This window comes from Thermosporothrix hazakensis, from assembly GCF_003253565.1.
Taxonomy (GTDB): Bacteria; Chloroflexota; Ktedonobacteria; order Ktedonobacterales; family Ktedonobacteraceae; genus Thermosporothrix; species Thermosporothrix hazakensis.
The window spans coordinates 123,798-140,282 of record NZ_QKUF01000004.1 but is presented as its reverse complement, the minus strand read 5'-3'; the positions used below and the strand labels follow the sequence as shown (position 1 = coordinate 140,282).

Below are 16,485 nucleotides of genomic sequence, written 5' to 3'. Positions count from 1 at the left end.
ATATTACAATTTTTGCTGCTGCTTGATCTCCTGGAGTGCCTGGATGATCTGAGGCCGCTTCTGTTGAAGTAATGCTTCAATCACCGGAGCGTCAATTGTGCGAATGCGTGCAGTATGCTTGTAGATCCACTGTCGGGCGGGTTTGGTAAAGGTAGAGGTGGTGACGAAATACCCGTAGACAGCGCGATTGTCATATGTCGCTCCCAGAAAATCTCGCACCTCTGATTCCTGAACTTTTTTATTTGGCGCATAGCGCTTGCTCTGGACAATGACCAGATCATTGAACTGATTGAGCAGCCTGGTATCCACCCCATGATCTCCGGTCTTGCCACAATGTTCCAGAAAGCGATGCTCTCCCTGAGCGATTACAAGGGCCGCCGAGAAGAGTTCAAATTCTTCTGGCTTGAGCCTGTACACGTCCTGAAGCGTACGCGGAATCTCAGAAGTATGTCCATTTTGGCTCGCCGGGGGAGGAGCCGGTGCAGGCCGTGGAGAAACGCGCCTGGTAGACCGCTTAACGGAGCGACGGAGCGGCACCGTGAGCACCTTTGGATGAAACAGTAGGATCAAAGCAAAGGCCACCAGGAGGAAGCCGAGAGGGAGAAAGAGACACTGTAACAGCGGACTGAATGAGGACCAACCGAGGACGATCAGGAGAACCAGTACCAGAGACAGGAACACGACCCCATAGGTGAGGAGCTGCTTTTTCAAGAGAAACCTCCGTAATGCTCGCTAGAACGTGCTCTACTTGCGATGTAAGTATACGGGAAAAACAGCAACACTCGTTTGAATGATAGAAAAATGTAAATCCCTTGCACCCATCACTGCTCAGATAATCTGCCCTATTTCTCTGAAAAACATCTTTTCTAGAGTATACGCTATTTTTCTGCGTCTTGCAATGTGTTGAGGTCAACTCCTGCCCTTTATTTGCTTTTTATCAGGTAAAGCCTTTTTTCGCCTTTGGCTTGGATCGGGATAGTATCTCAAGTACGACCAAAATCGGGCAGTCAGACTTTCAGCGGGTCCGTGATAGCGAAGGTTCGCTTCGGGAGCTCTTTCAGACCTTCAGTGAGCTGCGCCTGATTCCAGAGGCTGAATGGTTCACGCGTCGCGTTGTGCCGGCTTGAGGAGCTGCTTTTCACCCACCACCGATCGTGAGAGCGATTTATAGCCGACGCTCTGGAAAAGGACAACGAGGGTATCGCCTTCATAACGCACAATCTGTCCAGTTCCCCATTTCGGGTGCTCGACTGCGCTGTTGAGCGGGAAGGGTATGTGTTGTTCCTGCTCGTTGGAGGTGGTACCGGCCTCGCAATTGTCGCAAAAGTTGCAAGGAGCCTGATATTCCTCACCGAAGTAATTAAGCAAGTACTTGCGCCGACAATCTGTCGTCTCGGCATAGGAGCGCATCATTTCGACTCGCGAATGCACATAGCGCTGATAGGCCTCCTGAGATTGGCTGGCTTCCTGAGCGACTTCGGCTTCATTCTGAGGTTTTTGTTTCAGGAGCACCTCCCCTGTGGGGGTGATTTCCACGACACCAGCTTTTCCCAGGTGATGCAGTATCTGCGTCAATTTCCCCGAAGGAAGATCCAGCTTCTTACTGAGTGTTTCGGGATCGATCGGCCTGGTTGCGCGTTTTAGTACTCGTTGAAGCCGCTGTACCTGGTCCGTTTCAATCGAGCCGCTTCCAACGAGAAATTGTTGCAACCCCACATCTTTGGGATTGTAGAAGAGGAGCGCTCGAGCCTGCTGGCCGTCTCGTCCGGCTCGTCCGATCTCCTGATAGTAGGCATCGATAGAGTCGCAAATGTCATAATGAAAGACAAAGCGCACGTCAGGTTTATCAATCCCCATTCCAAAGGCGTTGGTGGCAACAATAACCTCGATCGCGTTCTGCATAAACGATTCCTGGGTCTGTTCGCGCTCTTTGGCCTTCATGCCGGCGTGATAGAATGCTGCATGGATGCCTGCCTCATTGAGTGTTGCGGCAATCTCTTCTGCATGTTTGCGGGTAGCAACGTAGACGATGCCGGGCTTCTCAACATCCGCGATAGAGTCCAGAAGGGCCTTCTTCTTCTGTGTATTGTCATGGACGGTTTCGACACCAAGCCAGATCTCCGGGCGGTCAAAGCCCCGGACAATGACGCGTGGGTTATGGCATCCCCAGTCGTTCAACGATCTCTTCACGGGCCGGTGGCGCAGCAGTGGCAGTCAACGCGAGAACTCGCGGATGTCCGATTGCCTCGATAACGCTTCCCAGGCGGATATAGGATGGGCGGAAATCACGCCCCCACTCGCTGATACAGTGTGCTTCATCAACGACAAAGAGCGATGGATGTGCCTGCTTGACCTGTGCAAGCGTCTCCTCATTGTCGAACTGCTCAGGAGCCAGAAACAAAAACTCCAGCTTCTGTTCTTGCAAACTGTCCGGTGTCTCCTGGCGCTTGGCTTCGGGCTGAGCGGAATTCAGTTGTGCAGCTTCTCCGGCGGGAAGTTCCTCAAGCGCTTGCGCCTGATCGCGTTGCAGGGCGATCAGTGGCGAAATAACCACCGTTGGACCTTTCAGCAGCCGGGCTGCTACCTGATAGATCAGCGATTTCCCGGAGCCTGTTGGCATCACCGCTAATGTATCATGACCCTCAAGAAGTGCCTGTATTGCGGCTTCCTGTCCCGGTCGTGCGTTTTGATAGCCGAACGATTGCTGTACAAGCTGGCGAATGCGTTCTAGCGTTTGTGTTTTTGTCATGAGATCTGCTGTGCCTCCTGATGTACGGTGCTCTCTTTTCAACACGGCTTGCTGTCTTCTTTTGTTTCCTTTTATGCTCTCTGGCTTGCATGGAAGATGCGCCCTTCTGTTACCTTTCTTCGATGTTTATCGTGATACCTCCGTCCATAAAAGACCGAAGTGAAAAAGAAAATTCCGTTCAGTTCTTCCTTTTCTGCAAAAAAGAGCGGACGTTCTATTGTGGCATAGGAAGTTCAAGAAAGGAGACGCAACCGTATGGTAGGGAAAGATCTTCTCATTTCCTGGCTCAACGATGCTTATGGAATGGAAAACGCGTTGATTCAGGTTCTGGAGCATCAGGTGAAAGATGCGAAGGACTATCCGCAGGAGCAAATAAAGATTCAGGAGCATCTTGAGCAGACACGCCAGCATGCACAGATGGTGAAGGAGTGTGTGGAGAGCCTCGGCGGAAGCACCTCTGCCATGAAGACAGGCATGGCGAAGCTATTCGGGCAGATGCAGGCTGTTTCAACCGGCGCTGCTCGTGACGAGATGGTCAAGAATGCCCTTGCGGACTGCGCGGCAGAGCATTTTGAGATCGCTTCCTATTCCGCACTGATTGAGGCGGCACAGGCAGCAGGCGAGCCGCAGGTTGCTCAGGTCTGCCAGCGGATCCTGCGCGATGAAGAGGAGATGGCCCGCTGGCTACAGCAGAATCTGCCAGCGGTGGTACAGCAGACCATGACGCAGGTGGTGAAAGCTCGTTAACTGCGACTGAGAAGGGGTGTCTGCCGGACGCCTCTTCTTTTTTTTGCCCCTATTAGAAGATCACACCTGCTTTGAGCGCCGTCAGCTTATCCGGGTTGGTGATGAGGTAGATATTTTGCACCCGTCCATTGACGATCTCCGGCAGCATCGCGGCGAGAATCTGGCCATTATGCTGACCGAGAAGCGCAATTTGCCCGTTTAGCTCTACTTGAATGATCTGCATATCTGCTGGATACCAGCGCATACCGCCGAGCATGCCGCGCACAACCTTCTTTGCTCCCTGTACTGGCCTGAGTCCTGCCCTCGTCTTGCCATTGCTGTCAGTTGTGAAGACCACATCATCTGCCAGCAGATGTAACAGCTCCTCGACATCACCATTTCGCGTCGCCCGGGTAAAGCGGTCGAGCATGCTTTTCTGCTCTTCTAGCGGGACGGGAAAACGGGCCTGTGGCCGGTTCAGGCGTTGTTGGGCTCGATGCAGGATCTGGCGACAGTTCGCGACGCTTTTGCCCACAATCTCGGCGATCTCTGTATAGCTATAATCAAAGACCTCGTGCAGCAGGAAGATAGCGCGCTCCACCGGGTTCAAGCGTTCCAGCATCAGCAGGAAGGCAAACGAAAGCGACTCCGCCCGAGCTACGTTCTCGGCCAGGGTGTCGGTCAGAACGGGCTCGGGCAGCCAGGGACCAACATAGACCTCTCGCCGAGCGCTCGCCGACCGTTGCTTGTCGATGCATAAACGCACCACAACGGTCGTAAGATACGCTTTCGGCGTCTGCATCTCGGTATCACTGGCCTGAAGCCAACGCACAAATGCTTCTTGGACGATATCCTCAGCGTCTGTATAGCTACCGAGCATGCGATAGGCGATAGAGGTGAGGAGTAATCGGTATTGATTGAATATTCGAGTTGTCTCTTCTGGATCTTTCATCTGATACTTCTACCTTTTCTCCTCATTATATCTTATTATCTCGCCAGGGACAACTGACGCTGCTCCGCATAAAGCGAGGATCCTGCCTGAAGGATGAGGCGCGAGACCCGCCGCGCGCTTGCCAGGCTGGCATCAGTCGCGAAGCCCTCCGAGCCGACCCAGTCACCGGCCAGATAGAGATTCGTGAGTTCTGGCAGGCGATAATCTGGCCTTCCGGCAAAACCACCGCTACGTGCAAGCGGAAGAGTCCCTACCGTCTCGATGTGCGGTAGATAGATCTTCTTTACCTGGACCTCTCGCCAACCGGGCTGCGCTGCATCAAGAACCGCTTCGAGGTCCTGTAGATCCTGCTCGGGATCGGTGGCCTTTATCGGCGAAAGCTGCTTAAAGGCGGTAATCAGAGCGGCTCCCTTTGGTGCGACCTCGGTATAGTGAGATTGTACGCTCATAAAAACCGGGTGATCCAGGCTTTGCACAATCGTGTGCTCTTGCACTGGTTGGCGGCTAAGTGCGACCTCTACCGTTGCCAGACGTGCCGGGAGCAGGCTATCAGCAAGCGTCTGGAATGAAGGCACATCGATGATTCTGGCAGCCTCTTTGGGTGTCGTCGCGACGATGACGGCATCTGCCGAAAACACTCTCCCATCGCTCAGGCGCACCCCCTGCACGCGATTGCCTTCACGTACAAGCCCGGTGACGCGTGTTCCACTTTTGATCTGGGCTCCGTAGCGCTCTGCCTGGGCCTGTAGCGCGTCTACCAGCGTTTGCCAGCCGTGCTGAATATAGTGAACCGGGTGGAAGAGGGAGCGACGCAGTTTGTCAATAAAGACCTCGGCGCTCACCAGATCAAGCGCGTCGCTATAGGTATAGGTCCGGGCAATTGCTGCTATCAGGTATCGGTTCTGTGGCCGGCGGAAGCTCTGCTGTATCCATTCCTGTACGCTGATATGTGCGGTGCCGGCGGTCGAGAAAGTCGCAAGCACGCGCATAAGTTCCAGTTTGTCCAGCAGATCAAGCGCCTTTGTCCTGACCATCGTGCCCGCCGTTGCTGGAAAGGGCTCGAAGCGTCCCTGTTCCAGGAGAAAGAGGTCCCCGGCTGCTGGCGAGCTATAGGGGTAGGTGATGTTCAGCTCTCGGAGCACCTCAGAAGCGCTTCCGCCTGAATAGAATGCATGCGATCCACGATTAAGCGAATACCCCTGATACCGCTGCGAGGCGGCGCGGCCTCCCGGGTGAGCGGCCTTTTCAAACAAGGTGACTTGAACACCTGCGCGTGCCAGATAGGTAGCGGCGCTGAGTCCGCTCAAACCTCCACCAACGATTGCGACAGTCAGTTGTTCTGTGTTCATATTCTCAATCCCTTTCGTGTATTGATGTTCTTTGTCCTTTGTTGCAAATGATGACGAAAAGGGGGTGAGATTTGTGACACATTCCTCAGATGTTTTGCCCATCTTGTGAAAAAGAAAGCAGATGAGCGAGATCGCGCTGACAGATAGGGCAGGTGCAGTTGTTTTCGTAGAAGGGTTGATGTCCTCCGAGTGGCTCTACAATGTGATCAATGATAGCACGCCAGTACGCGAATTTGGCCTGTACCTCGCCTGTGCTGACGAACTGCTCGACAAGGTGAGCAAGTGGGGGATCCCAGGTGCGCAGATCGGCAAGCAGCCGCTTGCTGCTGACCCACCAGCGCCCGCAAAGCTGGTAATGATAGTGCAGGAAGTCGTTGAGCCCGACATGCATCACCAGGAGCGCCGTCAGGGGATCATCGTGCAGGTTCCTTTCGGCTTTATCGTTGCCATGAAAGATCATGAAGTGCAGCATTTGCAGTTCATTGTCACGTATCTTTTTGGGTTGCGCCTTTCTTGCCTCTTGCTGTAGGCTTTGGAGCTGCCGTGTCTTATCAATACGGCGCTCTCACTTTCCCTGACACTCCTCGATGTACCTCTTGATGGTCTCGGCTGATACGTTGCCTGCTGTCCTCACATTAGAGCTGCTGGTCCATCCGTGCTCCTTTCCGCTGACTTTGTTGAGATGAGGGAACCTCACACGCAGGAAACGAGAAGCGTCTCCTTTCAAATGGTTGGCAATCAAGGCAGGGCTCAAACGTGGCGGTGCACTGATGAACTCGTGAATGTGATCTTCATCCGTCTCCAGTGCGAAGAGTGTCAAGCCTTGTCGTTCACAACATTCTGCCATCAGGCATTTCGTCTCTTTTTGCACCTCTCCCGTGAGAAGCTGACGCCGATCCTGTGGGATCCATACCAGATGGTAGGCACGAGAGGAGTGGGCATATCTGGTTTTACCCACTTGCAAACGACCTGTATTCATGATATCATTCTCCCGTGAAAACGGTAAAAATCTACCAACTGAATGCTTTGTCCTATCAGCAATTCCAACGCTGTAAAGCTGCTCAAATGGAGTCGGCGCAGATATGGAACGTGCGTATGGAAATGCACAAAACTGCGCGTATGGGACATACCAGATGGCCGGGGCGGAATGCATTGCACCAGGCTACCAGGGGCCGGTTTGCCTTGCACAGCCAATCGGTTCAGCAGGTGTTTACCGCTTTTCTTGCCACCATTGAGACCACGAGCAAACTGCGTCAACGTCATCCGCAGATGCAGATGAAATACCCCTGGCGCACCAAACGCTTCTATCCAGTCAAATGGCCTGCTCAGGCCGTCTCGCGTGAGCGTGGGCGTGTGGTGCTGCCAATGGGCAAGGGGCGCCCTTCCCTGGTCCTGCCTCTCGACCTGCCTGAAAACAGTGGTGCATGTAGCCTGGTTTGGAACAATGGCTTTGAGCTGCATGTCTGTGTCGAACAGCAGCAAGCAGAAGAAGCTCCAGGCACGGTGCAGGCCACCGTCGATCTGGGGGGAAATCCACCTGGCGGCTGTCACCACCAACACAGCAGTGGCCATGATCGTGACTGGGCGAGGGATCCGCTCCCTCAAACGGCAGAGGAGCAAGCACCTGGGTCAGCTTGCGAAAAAGCAATCCAGATGCAAGCACTATTCGCGCCGATGGAAGAAGCTGCAACGCGCCAAAAACAAGCAGTGTCGTCGTGCTGAACGCCGTATCCGTGACATGAGGCACAAGGCCACCCGCAAGGTGATCAATTTCTGTGTTGAGCAACAGGTTGGAACTCTCTTCATCGGGAATCCTCATGGTGTCCGCAACAAGAACAATGGCAGACACCAGAATCAACGGATGGCGTTGTGGGAATATGGTCGTGATATCGACTACCTTACTCATAAGGCCAAAGCCGCTCACATCATGAGCTTCACTGGCTCCGAACGAGGGACATCGAGCCAGTGTCCTGTCTGTGGGCAGAAGCACAAGCCCAAGGGAAGACAGTGGGCATGCCGCGCTTGCGGCTTTCAGGGACACCGAGACCTCGTCGGCTCGGTGAATATGCATCAGCTTGCCTGTGGTTCTCAAGTGGAGTTTCCTCGTTCCTTCACGTATCTACGTCTCCCTGGGCAGCGTCCCAGGCGAAGTAGTAGTAGGGCAGACACGCCCCCCTGTTGTCTGAGAGAGTCAATGGCTCAACCACGTATCGCGGATACGGTCTCTTCGGAGACAGGCTATCCCGTTGATGTTTCTCAGAAGCCCGTCACCCTTTAGGGGACGGGAGTGTCACCAAAGAGAATGATTGACTTCGCGATGATGGGAATGCGTTCGGCCCGCTCCATTTCTTCTCTGGTATGCTTGCGTAATTGCTCAAGCGAGAGGAAGGTGAGGTCTAGCTTGACCCCGGCCGATGCTTGGATGATTGATATTGGAACAGGGATTCTCTTCATTGACGATAACCTTTGCATCGCAATCGCTTTTGTCGGTTGCTTCCATGCGTGCCAGCGAGCCAAAAATGATGGCTCCCAGATAGCGTTCGTGTTGCTGTAATTGGAGAAGCGCGCGGATGGCCGGGAGAAAACGGGCGGGAAAGGGGGAAACAGGTTGCGACATATACAGCTCCTTTGGGTGAGGACCGGGTGAGCCCCGTTGCTGTTCCCGGTCGATGACAATGGTATATTTCTGTCTATTTGTATATGTATTGTGCCAGGCGCGAAAAATAGAGATGGACTGCTTCAGAGGTTATTCGCGAGGAGACTCCATAATTGCATTGATGCCTCCATCAACATGGATGGTGGTGCCGCTCAGGAACTGGTTGACGCCACTCAATAAGTAAGTCACAAGGGAGGCGACATCTTCGGGCGTGCCTGCTCTTCGTACCGCGTAGTGCGTTTCAAGGCGCCTGAGTTCTGCCTGTGCCTCAGGTGAGCTGTTGAAATCTTCTACAAGCTGTGAGGTCATAATCATTGCGGGTGCAATGGCGATCGCTTTGATGTTATCCGGGCCCCATTCAATTGCCAGTGATTTTGTCAGGGCAACGAGCGCCGCCTTTGCTGCATTATAGGGGAATGTGCCCGCAAAAGTGCGTTCGGCATGAATAGAGGCCATATTGACGATAATGCCATTTCCGCACGCCTTGAGCTCCTCATAGGCCTCCTGACAGATCGCCCAGGCGGGATAAAAATCGACGGCAAAGCAGCGCTGCACATCTTCCAGCTTTGCCTTCAGGACGCTGTGGAAAAAGTTCGCGCCCGCATTGTTCACCACGCCATCCAGGCCCCCCAGAAATGCGATGGCATCGCGTGTGAAGCGGCGGGCCTCGTCAAGATTACTGAGATCGAGCGCACGAAAGAAGGAGCGGCGCCCGCACTTCTCTATCTCATGAATGACCTCGGCGGCTCCCTCTTCGGTCAGCCCACAGAACGCGATATCTGCGCCATGCCGGGCGGCCTCGAGCGCGATCGCCCGACCTATACCGCTGGTCGCGCCGGTCACGATGATCCGTTTATTCTGTAACATCGTTTTATGTTCACCTTCAAAAATCTTTCCCGTCTCAAAGAAAGCGGGGAGCAGTTGCAGCTCAATCGCATTATAATGGGATCAGGCCGCGTCTGTAAACAGTTGCTTTCAGGACGGGAAAGAGGCAGTATCTCGATGGAGTTGAGCAAGCGCCTGCTGGTTCAGCGGGTGTGTTTTGCGCAGGAAATCGAGAATAATGGCCAGCTCGTGCGGTCCATAGCTTTCATAGAGTTCGCTCCACGCCTGCTGTAAGTATCGCTCGAAGAACGCGTCAAGCTCTGCCATTTTCGCCTGAGGACGAATGAGGACGGTGCGCCGATCCCGCTCTGAGCGTTCTCGCTGGACGTACCCTGCCTTCTCCAGACGATCGATGACGCGGGTAACGGCTCCCGTGGTCAGGCCGGTTCGTTTCGCAAGAGTGCCGGCGGTCATCGGGCCGAGGGAGCTGAGAAGGTTCAGGCATTGCAAATCGGTTGCATGCAAGCCTGCGCGCTCGCCAATCTTCTCAAAGAAAAAGACGGCTTCCGCAACGAACTGGCGTATCTCCTGCTGAAATGTTTCCTTCGTATTGGACTGTGGTTGCTGCTCGCTTGACATGGCTATCTCCTTTATGTTAAAGTCAAAATATCTTCCTCATGCAGATACTTTCAGAGGAAGATAACTCTTATGTAGTATAGCATACAGGAGAAGGAAGGTATATCGATGATTGTTGTGACCGGACCAACCGGCAACGTTGGCGCTGAAGTTGTGCGTCTGTTGCTGGATCAGCGGCCTGCTATGCCTTTTCGGATCGCGGCCCATAATCCCGAACGTCTTCGTGCATTGTATGGACAGGATGCCCCCTGTGTTGCCTTCGATTATGATGATCGCTCGACCTGGGGCGCGGTGCTAGATGGCATTCAGATGCTCTTTTTGTTGTTCCCGCTGCCTCATCCTCGCACCGTGCAAACCCGCATGAAGCCTTTTATTGATGCTGCCGTGCAGGCGGGATGTCAGCATATCGTTTATGTGACAGTACCGGGCGCCGATGCGTCTTCGGTGATTCCACATTATCACGTTGAGCGCCACATTGAGCGATCCGGCGTTGCTTATACCTTTCTACGAGCCAGTTATTTTATGCAGAATCTCTGTCGTCGGATCTCAACACATGGTATTGACATCGCGGAACACAACGAGATTTTTATCCCGGCTGGCAACGGACTGACCAGTTTTATTGACGCGCGCGATGTGGCGGCAGTCGTCCTCGACATCTTCCGTGATCCCGCTCGCTTCAAGAACCGGTCCTATACGTTGACCGGCCCCGAGCGGCTGAGTTTCTTCCAGGTGGCGCTGGTCTTCTCGAAGGTGCTACAGCGCCCGATTCGCTATGCCAGGCCGAGCATGTTCCAGTTCTGGCAACGTCTATGGCGGCGTGGCGTTGCCTGGGATGTCATCTTCTTTATGACTATCGTCTATACGTTAACGCGGCTTGGCAAGAACGCTCTGATGACTGATGAACTGCCCGCACTCCTGGGACGGCCCGCGACGACACTAGAACAATTTGTTGCTGATTATCGCATGCGTTGGGAGACGCAGGAATGGACCTGATACGCTCCTCTCACGGCTTGAGAAGCGCTTCAAGCTGTATAACCAGGCCGTCAAACGCGAACATGACACCATCCGGGAGCCGCTCCGCGTAGCGCGGGATATCGATATCATGTGAGAGATGGGTCAGCACCATGTGCCTGATACCAAAGCGCTGCTTGATTGCCAGAGCCTCTTCAACGTCATAAATAGAGCGCTGGTGCGGCTCAGCCTGCTCTTTCCAGTAGGCTGCTCCCAGAATCAGAAGGTCCGAATGCTGTAGCGGCTTGAATTGTTCATCTGTCACCTGAAAGGCATCGGGCATGTAGGCCCAGGTGCTCTCACGGCCTGTAAAGCGAATTGCGTACGAATAGCCGTTCGCTCCATGTTGAACCTGATGGAACGTGATCTGCCACTCTGCAAGCTGAAGTTCTCGTGTGGCGACCATTTCAATTCCGCGTTCCGGTGTCAGGTGCGCGAATTTTTGTTGCAGGCCTGTGATCATCTCTTCCGGACTGAAAATGCGTGCGGGTGCATGATGCCAGAAGCAGAGGTCCCCGAAGTCGCCGAGCCCCGCGATATGATCGTTATGCAGATGCGTAATCAGCACGTTGCGAGGAATCTCCCCGGACGAGAACTGCAAGAACTGCTGACGGAAATCGGGCGAAAAGTCAATCTGGATCGGGCCCCCGGTTGTGTGTACCGAAATCGAGGGGCGCATGCGTACATTTCTGGGCGCTCTTTGTATGCAGACATCGCACGTACAGAGCAGCCGGGGAACGCCTCTGGAATCGCTGGTTCCCCAGAAGGTGATAGCGGTCAAGAATAACAATCCTTTCTAATGGTGTATTGCTGCTCTACAGAGAGAGCTCAGAGGGAAGATGTGCCGCCGCCTCCAGAGCCGCTTCAATCTCACCCCCCTTTGCCAGAACAGCGTGAAATAAGCTGGCTGCTTCGGCCTTGCTCTGCTCGCTTAAATCATCCCGGAAAAACACCTCATCAGCACACTCAATCACGTCCTGAATGACGCGTTCATAGCGGTAATAGGTGAGCGCGGCCCAGTTGATAGGCATCATTCCATACCCTTGAAAGAAAGGTGACCCGGCATGCTCAATAAAGATGAAGTCGCGCTCTTTCGGTGCCAACATCACTTCATCCCAGTCGAGCACGAACACGCGCCCGGAGCGATCTCGTAACAGATTGGCCGGGTGCAGATCCGCGTGACAGAGCACCAATGGAAGCGCCTGTTGCTGAAGTGCGGTCGCCAGCGTTTCCATCGCGTTGATGGCCCGCTCTATCGCGACCTGGTGGAGCTTCCACGAGGCGCGAAAAGCGTGAGCAGCAGGACTATCGGACGTGTGGAGCTTCTGCACCACGAACGTCCGCAGCCAGCGAGCGTATGCCGTTGGATCAAACGTTTCCCGACGGAGCGACGCCGTGATGTCGGGCGAAAGCGAGACCCGGTGAATCTGGCTGAAGATACGCCCTGTCTCTCTCCATTGATCGTCGGTTATGCCTGTCCAGCTTGTGTCGCCATCAAGGAAAGGATAGAGCATCAATGTCCAGCCCTCGATGGTGGTCCACAGGGTGTTGTCGCTGGTAGGACAGGGTGCAACGACTGCTGAGATTCCCTGTTTCTGTAGTACGGCGGGAACAACGCAACTCGGCTTATAGAGCGCTCCCGTTCTCACCTTGAGCAGATATGAGACCCCCTGCTTGCTCTCCACGCGATATTTTCCGGCATTGGTATCAAGCCCTACAGGAAGATATTCGAGCGAAACGGGTGTTATACCATATTGTTCTTGCAAGCAGGAGAGGAGCTGTGTTTCTGTAAGTGCTGGTTGTTCTCGCATCGTGTGACTCATTCTTTCTTTTCTTTTATTGTGCCATAGAACAGGCGTATGGGCAAGCATTGCGGCACAAAAGGGCTAGAAGTCGGTGAGGTCGCTTGCTTCAGGGGGAAGGCTTCTATTGCTTGCTTTTCGAGAAAAGAAGACATGAGCATACTGGAGGGAGGATGTGTCGATGAAACATATGGCACACAACTGGCTCGCCGAGTTGCCTCAGGATAGTGGAGCAACTCCAGCTTTCGCGCATGTGTATCAAAGGGAGAAAAAAGTAGACGGGACACGAGGAACCGCCCACCCTCTTGTAGAGAGAGGCGTCATTCCCCGCGTCCCGCTGTCATGCCCTTACTGCCTGTGGTTGTACTGGTTGATCACAGTGCCATCACAGCACTTGATCGTGGTAGTGACCATCGTGTACGATCCCTGTCCGTCAGTGTACACCTGCTGCGACCCTTCCATCTGCTGGCTGGGGCAGCTGGCGTGGTTTCCCTGCTCGCACTGCTCGCACATCTTTGACCTCCTTGTAGAGAGGGTTATTGGTGACGACCTTCAACCAGAGTGGTTGTTCAGTCCGAAAGGTCCGTTCGATGCATGCATCGAACGACCCCTCACAGTCTGACATAACCACCGCAGTTAGAGAGCATGATACTTTGTTCTTTATGCGCTCTAAACATTCGCCTTTCTTCAAAAAGAAGCGAATCGGTGGATTCAGCGATTCTCCGAAGTAAGATCAATGGAGCTGCATGGATAGTTGATGGGCTACACTATACCATACTCTCGGAGAAATAGCAAGATACCGAGAAGCATTCGTTGTACTGCCATACCATCCTGACTGATATCTCTCTGGGCCTTGCTCTCGAATGAATGGTACAATGTGAGGGTAAGCTATGGTCTGTTTGCGTGCCGGTGGTCCGAGCTGCTCCGCAAACAGTTACCGACCTGCTCGTTGTCCTTCTCGTATCTCTGTGAGCCTGTGCGCCGGGCAACCTCTCGCTCGCTGCGTCTTTTGGTGAGAAGGTGCGTCCATTGTAGTGAAAGTTGTGCAGTCAGGAGGAAAAAGACCGTGTTATCTCAACACGATATCGGGAGCGCTCTCACAACCGAGCAGGTATGGCATGCCTTCCATGTGCCACTGTTGCGCTTCATTCAAAAGCGAGTCCCGGACCCGGTTGCAGCGGAGGATATTCTACAGGATGTTTTTCTCAAGGTTCATCAGCGCATTGAGACGCTGCGGGACGCGGAAAAGCTGGAATGCTGGATCTATCAGTTGACACGAAATGCCATCATCGACGCGTATCGTCGCCAGCTCATAACCGCCCCTCTGGACGAGGACGTCTTGCTTGATGAACTGCCTGATGACGATGTGGTGAGCGAGCTATTGCCCTGCGTGCGTCAGATGGTGATGAACCTGCCCGAGAGAGACAGACAAGCGCTCGTTTTGACCGAGTATCACGGGCTATCGCAAAAAGAGCTCAGTGAGCGGCTTGGCCTCTCCTTCTCGGGCGCGAAATCGCGTGTGCAGCGGGCGCGTGAGCGGCTCAAGCAGGAGTTGCTTGAATGTTGCCATTTTGAGCTTGACCGGCGCGGCCATATTATCAACTATCAGCCACGTTGCACCTGTTGCGAACGCATTCAGGTGCAGAAGAGATGCACGGGGCAGTGAGCTATGCCCGCTCCGTCTGTCTTATTGCTGTGCCTCGGCTTCAAACCAGATCGAACGAAGCTCATGGCTGCCGAAAAGTAGTTCGGCAAGCGTCCCTTCAGCCTCTATTGCGCCATCACGCAGCACAATGATATGGCCAGCACGTCGGAGCACTTCCGGGCGATGCGAGATCACCAGCAGCGCAGGCGGTTCATTCTCAAGGAGCCGCTGCCAGAGTGCTTGTTCTGTGTGTACATCTAATGCGCTGGAAAGGTCAGGTGAGGGACAATGGCGCGCCAGATCAAGGCGCAGCAGGTTCGTTCGTTATGCTGTCTGGTGACAAAACGGCAGAGGCGTCAGGCATACAAGACATGCATGTCTGCAAGAGTGGAATATGTTGTATTGTGGTGTGCTACTTGTTAATGGGGAGGAAGAAGTGACCGGGGAAAGAACGTGTGAGGAGCATAAAAATTTCTTCCTTGTCTCTATAAATCTTTCTGATGAATAAGGCAATTCTAAACTGAAGACTCTTTTGATGTCAAGCACGATATGATTTTTCTTCTATAAAAGAGAATACCTTCTATAGAAGAAAGATCGAGCTCACAACCTTTGATGGGCTGATCATTCCATGTCTGTTGCATCAACATATGTTCACATTGGCTTGCGTTCACCTTGTATTTTTCTTACATTTCCGTGTACAATGAAGTGTATGCAACAGACAGTGATCCCCTCGTAAGCTCGGCGCATGCTTACATGCTAGAGGAAAAAGCGCCACTATAGTAGCTCCCTCTCATCAGGATGAGCAGCTTCTTGTCGGCCTGCTTTCCCCAATGCGTACCGAGCGTAGTTCCTCTATCCTTTTCTGCTTTCTTTGCCGCTAAAACGTATTATCCCTGTATCGAAGAGGAGAACCCATGCATTATTCTATCACCCCTTCGTTGAAGGAGTATCCTGAGTTTGAAACCTATCTCAGGCAGCAGCTTCAGGCGTTTAACGACAAGCATTCGCTTCCACATCGCCAGGCCAGAGATGCCATCAAGCACCTTCAGCTCATTGTCACGGATCAAGAAGGATGCTGGCAGGGTGGTATCACCGCCCAACAATATTGGGATTGGCTGGAACTCGATGTTTTTTGGCTGCCGGAAGAGCTGCGCGGGCAGGGACTGGGAAGCTCGCTGCTTGCCCGTATAGAAGCAATGGGCCAGGAGCATGGAGCCCGCAAGGTGTTGTTGACCACTTTTGAATTTCAGGCTCGTACCTTCTATGAGCGGCATGGATACACAGTGGTCGGGACGGTTGAGGACTACCCGCCGGGCTCGTGCTATTACACGATGGTCAAAAAGCTCTAAGCTTGAGAAAGGGAATGCAAGATGATATGCGTTTGATGAGCTGTTAACGAAGATATTACGTTATAGTAGATTTTTTCCTGTAACACATTGCTCTCATGTGCAGGTACCGTCGGACTGTCGCCACCGCTCTCATGATCTTTCGCGCCCCTGCTGAAGAGAGGTCAGCGTTTTGCGCCATGAGTTAGTAGCGGTGGTCCTGTCCTCTGGCAGTTCCGCTAAAGGCGATCACGATTCCGCTCCTGTATGAAAAGAAAACGGTTGAGAAGTATGCGAAAAGGAAATATGCCATTGATACGAGGAGCGTATCAGCAGAGAGAGAAAAAAGCATTAGACAACGCCTGTCCCTGCCTGTAAACTGCGTAGAAAAGCAGTACTAAGGAAGGTGAAACAATATGGTTATCTCGACAAGTCAACCGCAGGCGTACAGAACCGCTATTTCAAATGGGGAAGCGTGTCTCATCGCCGATACGACCGCCGATAAGGGGGGGAGCGGGCAGCACTTTCGACCGCACGACCTGCTCGAAGCCGCGTATGCAGCCTGCTTGAATATGACCACCAGAATGGTATTGGAGTCGATGCAGCTTCCCTATCAGGAGGTGTGCGTGCGGGTTGAGCTGGATCGCAGCGCAGAAGCAAGCACTACTTTCCGTTTTCATATCGAGATTGTGGGGGATCTTGATGAGGCAAGCAAACAGCTCGTTTTGAAGAAAGTGCGCGCCTGCCCGGTCAAAAAGACGCTCTCAAAGCAGCTCCTATTTGAGGAGGTGTAAGAATTGCCTTGAAGC

General features: G+C 53.4%; 21 protein-coding genes. 7 read left to right on the top strand and 14 right to left on the bottom strand.

Going from position 1 to position 16,485, the window contains the following annotated elements:
- Nucleotides 1-3: 3 nt before the first annotated feature.
- The 3 genes from EI42_RS08815 to EI42_RS08800 all read right to left on the bottom strand — a co-directional run bounded on the left by EI42_RS08815 (nt 4) and on the right by EI42_RS08800 (nt 2,749).
- Nucleotides 4-711 (bottom strand): restriction endonuclease, encoded by a 708-nt coding sequence (locus EI42_RS08815; RefSeq protein ID WP_111320968.1) that lies wholly within the window; start codon nt 709-711, stop codon nt 4-6.
- A 390-nt stretch (nt 712-1,101) separates the two neighbouring features.
- Nucleotides 1,102-2,178, bottom strand: coding sequence for a helicase-related protein (locus EI42_RS08805; RefSeq protein ID WP_111320964.1), 1,077 nt, complete (start codon nt 2,176-2,178; stop codon nt 1,102-1,104).
- Complete coding sequence (locus EI42_RS08800; RefSeq protein WP_111320962.1) at nt 2,156-2,749, bottom strand: DEAD/DEAH box helicase; 594 nt, start codon at nt 2,747-2,749, stop codon at nt 2,156-2,158. The genes EI42_RS08805 and EI42_RS08800 overlap by 23 nt, the downstream gene beginning before the upstream one ends.
- A 255-nt stretch (nt 2,750-3,004) precedes the next feature.
- Between EI42_RS08800 and EI42_RS08795 the strand changes: the two genes are divergently transcribed.
- Nucleotides 3,005-3,496, top strand: a complete 492-nt coding sequence (locus tag EI42_RS08795; RefSeq protein WP_111320960.1) for a ferritin-like domain-containing protein — start codon at nt 3,005-3,007, stop codon at nt 3,494-3,496.
- Nucleotides 3,497-3,548: 52 nt separating this feature from the next.
- Here the strand turns inward: EI42_RS08795 and EI42_RS08790 are convergent, their stop codons facing one another.
- Together EI42_RS08790 and EI42_RS08785 are read right to left on the bottom strand one after the other, a co-directional pair.
- Nucleotides 3,549-4,427 (bottom strand): RNA polymerase sigma-70 factor, encoded by an 879-nt coding sequence (locus EI42_RS08790; RefSeq protein WP_111320958.1) that lies wholly within the window; start codon nt 4,425-4,427, stop codon nt 3,549-3,551.
- A 35-nt stretch (nt 4,428-4,462) separates the two neighbouring features.
- Complete coding sequence (locus EI42_RS08785) at nt 4,463-5,776, bottom strand: phytoene desaturase family protein (RefSeq protein WP_170142475.1); 1,314 nt, start codon at nt 5,774-5,776, stop codon at nt 4,463-4,465.
- Between the two features lie 121 nt (nt 5,777-5,897).
- On the opposite strand from EI42_RS08785, the gene EI42_RS31880 reads away from it, so the two are divergent.
- Nucleotides 5,898-6,305 (top strand): hypothetical protein, encoded by a 408-nt coding sequence (locus EI42_RS31880; protein ID WP_137686287.1) that lies wholly within the window; start codon nt 5,898-5,900, stop codon nt 6,303-6,305.
- A gap of 36 nt (nt 6,306-6,341) precedes the next feature.
- Here the strand turns inward: EI42_RS31880 and tnpA are convergent, their stop codons facing one another.
- Nucleotides 6,342-6,755: an IS200/IS605 family transposase gene (gene tnpA, locus EI42_RS08775; protein ID WP_170142474.1), complete on the bottom strand. Its 414-nt coding sequence runs from the start codon at nt 6,753-6,755 to the stop codon at nt 6,342-6,344.
- Complete coding sequence (locus EI42_RS34660) at nt 6,752-7,237, bottom strand: hypothetical protein (protein ID WP_346268187.1); 486 nt, start codon at nt 7,235-7,237, stop codon at nt 6,752-6,754. Before EI42_RS34660 ends, tnpA begins: the two co-directional genes overlap by 4 nt.
- On the opposite strand from EI42_RS34660, the gene EI42_RS08770 reads away from it, so the two are divergent.
- The gene (locus tag EI42_RS08770) at nt 7,221-8,054 is read left to right on the top strand and encodes an RNA-guided endonuclease TnpB family protein (protein WP_111320950.1); all 834 of its coding nucleotides are present in this window, start codon (nt 7,221-7,223) and stop codon (nt 8,052-8,054) included. The two genes, EI42_RS34660 and EI42_RS08770, sit on opposite strands and share 17 nt — an antisense overlap.
- Nucleotides 8,055-8,150: 96 nt before the next feature.
- Here EI42_RS08770 and EI42_RS08765 read toward each other — a convergent pair whose 3' ends face one another.
- From EI42_RS08765 to EI42_RS08755, 3 genes are all read right to left on the bottom strand, one after another.
- Nucleotides 8,151-8,393 carry a nucleotidyltransferase domain-containing protein gene (locus tag EI42_RS08765; protein WP_111320948.1) on the bottom strand — a complete coding sequence of 81 codons (243 nt, stop codon included), beginning with the start codon at nt 8,391-8,393 and terminating at the stop codon, nt 8,151-8,153.
- Nucleotides 8,394-8,522: 129 nt separating this feature from the next.
- Nucleotides 8,523-9,299 carry an SDR family NAD(P)-dependent oxidoreductase gene (locus EI42_RS08760; RefSeq protein WP_111320946.1) on the bottom strand — a complete coding sequence of 259 codons (777 nt, stop codon included), beginning with the start codon at nt 9,297-9,299 and terminating at the stop codon, nt 8,523-8,525.
- Nucleotides 9,300-9,407: 108 nt separating this feature from the next.
- On the bottom strand, nt 9,408-9,896 hold the full coding sequence (locus EI42_RS08755) for a MarR family winged helix-turn-helix transcriptional regulator (protein ID WP_111320944.1): 489 nt from the start codon (nt 9,894-9,896) through the stop codon (nt 9,408-9,410).
- Nucleotides 9,897-10,001: 105 nt separating this feature from the next.
- Here EI42_RS08755 and EI42_RS08750 point away from each other — a divergent pair, with 105 nt between their 5' ends.
- A complete protein-coding gene (locus EI42_RS08750) occupies nt 10,002-10,886 on the top strand; it encodes an NmrA family NAD(P)-binding protein (protein WP_111320942.1) in 885 nt (294 codons plus the stop codon).
- A gap of 10 nt (nt 10,887-10,896) precedes the next feature.
- Here EI42_RS08750 and EI42_RS08745 read toward each other — a convergent pair whose 3' ends face one another.
- The 3 genes from EI42_RS08745 to EI42_RS33160 all read right to left on the bottom strand — a co-directional run bounded on the left by EI42_RS08745 (nt 10,897) and on the right by EI42_RS33160 (nt 13,331).
- Nucleotides 10,897-11,685 (bottom strand): MBL fold metallo-hydrolase, encoded by a 789-nt coding sequence (locus EI42_RS08745; protein WP_137686285.1) that lies wholly within the window; start codon nt 11,683-11,685, stop codon nt 10,897-10,899.
- Nucleotides 11,686-11,719: 34 nt separating this feature from the next.
- Nucleotides 11,720-12,715, bottom strand: a complete 996-nt coding sequence (locus EI42_RS08740) for a phosphotransferase enzyme family protein (RefSeq protein WP_246046446.1) — start codon at nt 12,713-12,715, stop codon at nt 11,720-11,722.
- Between the two features lie 424 nt (nt 12,716-13,139).
- The gene (locus EI42_RS33160) at nt 13,140-13,331 is read right to left on the bottom strand and encodes a hypothetical protein (protein ID WP_211326086.1); all 192 of its coding nucleotides are present in this window, start codon (nt 13,329-13,331) and stop codon (nt 13,140-13,142) included.
- Between the two features lie 441 nt (nt 13,332-13,772).
- Between EI42_RS33160 and sigZ the strand changes: the two genes are divergently transcribed.
- Nucleotides 13,773-14,372: an RNA polymerase sigma factor SigZ gene (sigZ, locus tag EI42_RS08735; RefSeq protein ID WP_111320936.1), complete on the top strand. Its 600-nt coding sequence runs from the start codon at nt 13,773-13,775 to the stop codon at nt 14,370-14,372.
- Between the two features lie 21 nt (nt 14,373-14,393).
- Here sigZ and EI42_RS32405 read toward each other — a convergent pair whose 3' ends face one another.
- Complete coding sequence (locus EI42_RS32405) at nt 14,394-14,546, bottom strand: hypothetical protein (protein ID WP_170142471.1); 153 nt, start codon at nt 14,544-14,546, stop codon at nt 14,394-14,396.
- 719 nt (nt 14,547-15,265) lie between these two features.
- On the opposite strand from EI42_RS32405, the gene EI42_RS08725 reads away from it, so the two are divergent.
- Both EI42_RS08725 and EI42_RS08720 read left to right on the top strand, forming a co-directional pair.
- On the top strand, nt 15,266-15,700 hold the full coding sequence (locus EI42_RS08725; RefSeq protein WP_111320932.1) for a GNAT family N-acetyltransferase: 435 nt from the start codon (nt 15,266-15,268) through the stop codon (nt 15,698-15,700).
- 392 nt (nt 15,701-16,092) lie between these two features.
- A complete protein-coding gene (locus EI42_RS08720; protein ID WP_111320930.1) occupies nt 16,093-16,470 on the top strand; it encodes an OsmC family protein in 378 nt (125 codons plus the stop codon).
- Nucleotides 16,471-16,485: the final 15 nt, after the last annotated feature.

What these genes read in the sequence shown, in the direction of transcription:
- EI42_RS08785 (WP_170142475.1), bottom strand. Translation starts at nt 5,776, where the DNA reads ATGAACACAGAACAACTGACTGTCGCAATCGTTGGTGGAGGTTTGAGC.
- EI42_RS08740 (WP_246046446.1), bottom strand. Translation starts at nt 12,715, where the DNA reads ATGCGAGAACAACCAGCACTTACAGAAACACAGCTCCTCTCCTGCTTG.
- EI42_RS31880 (WP_137686287.1), top strand. Translation starts at nt 5,898, where the DNA reads ATGAGCGAGATCGCGCTGACAGATAGGGCAGGTGCAGTTGTTTTCGTA.
- tnpA (WP_170142474.1), bottom strand. Translation starts at nt 6,755, where the DNA reads ATGAATACAGGTCGTTTGCAAGTGGGTAAAACCAGATATGCCCACTCC.
- EI42_RS33160 (WP_211326086.1), bottom strand. Translation starts at nt 13,331, where the DNA reads ATGTCAGACTGTGAGGGGTCGTTCGATGCATGCATCGAACGGACCTTT.
- EI42_RS08750 (WP_111320942.1), top strand. Translation starts at nt 10,002, where the DNA reads ATGATTGTTGTGACCGGACCAACCGGCAACGTTGGCGCTGAAGTTGTG.
- EI42_RS08770 (WP_111320950.1), top strand. Translation starts at nt 7,221, where the DNA reads ATGGCTTTGAGCTGCATGTCTGTGTCGAACAGCAGCAAGCAGAAGAAG.
- EI42_RS08765 (WP_111320948.1), bottom strand. Translation starts at nt 8,393, where the DNA reads ATGTCGCAACCTGTTTCCCCCTTTCCCGCCCGTTTTCTCCCGGCCATC.
- EI42_RS08790 (WP_111320958.1), bottom strand. Translation starts at nt 4,427, where the DNA reads ATGAAAGATCCAGAAGAGACAACTCGAATATTCAATCAATACCGATTA.
- EI42_RS08760 (WP_111320946.1), bottom strand. Translation starts at nt 9,299, where the DNA reads ATGTTACAGAATAAACGGATCATCGTGACCGGCGCGACCAGCGGTATA.
- EI42_RS08800 (WP_111320962.1), bottom strand. Translation starts at nt 2,749, where the DNA reads ATGACAAAAACACAAACGCTAGAACGCATTCGCCAGCTTGTACAGCAA.
- EI42_RS34660 (WP_346268187.1), bottom strand. Translation starts at nt 7,237, where the DNA reads ATGCAGCTCAAAGCCATTGTTCCAAACCAGGCTACATGCACCACTGTT.
- EI42_RS08720 (WP_111320930.1), top strand. Translation starts at nt 16,093, where the DNA reads ATGGTTATCTCGACAAGTCAACCGCAGGCGTACAGAACCGCTATTTCA.
- EI42_RS08755 (WP_111320944.1), bottom strand. Translation starts at nt 9,896, where the DNA reads ATGTCAAGCGAGCAGCAACCACAGTCCAATACGAAGGAAACATTTCAG.
- EI42_RS08795 (WP_111320960.1), top strand. Translation starts at nt 3,005, where the DNA reads ATGGTAGGGAAAGATCTTCTCATTTCCTGGCTCAACGATGCTTATGGA.
- EI42_RS08725 (WP_111320932.1), top strand. Translation starts at nt 15,266, where the DNA reads ATGCATTATTCTATCACCCCTTCGTTGAAGGAGTATCCTGAGTTTGAA.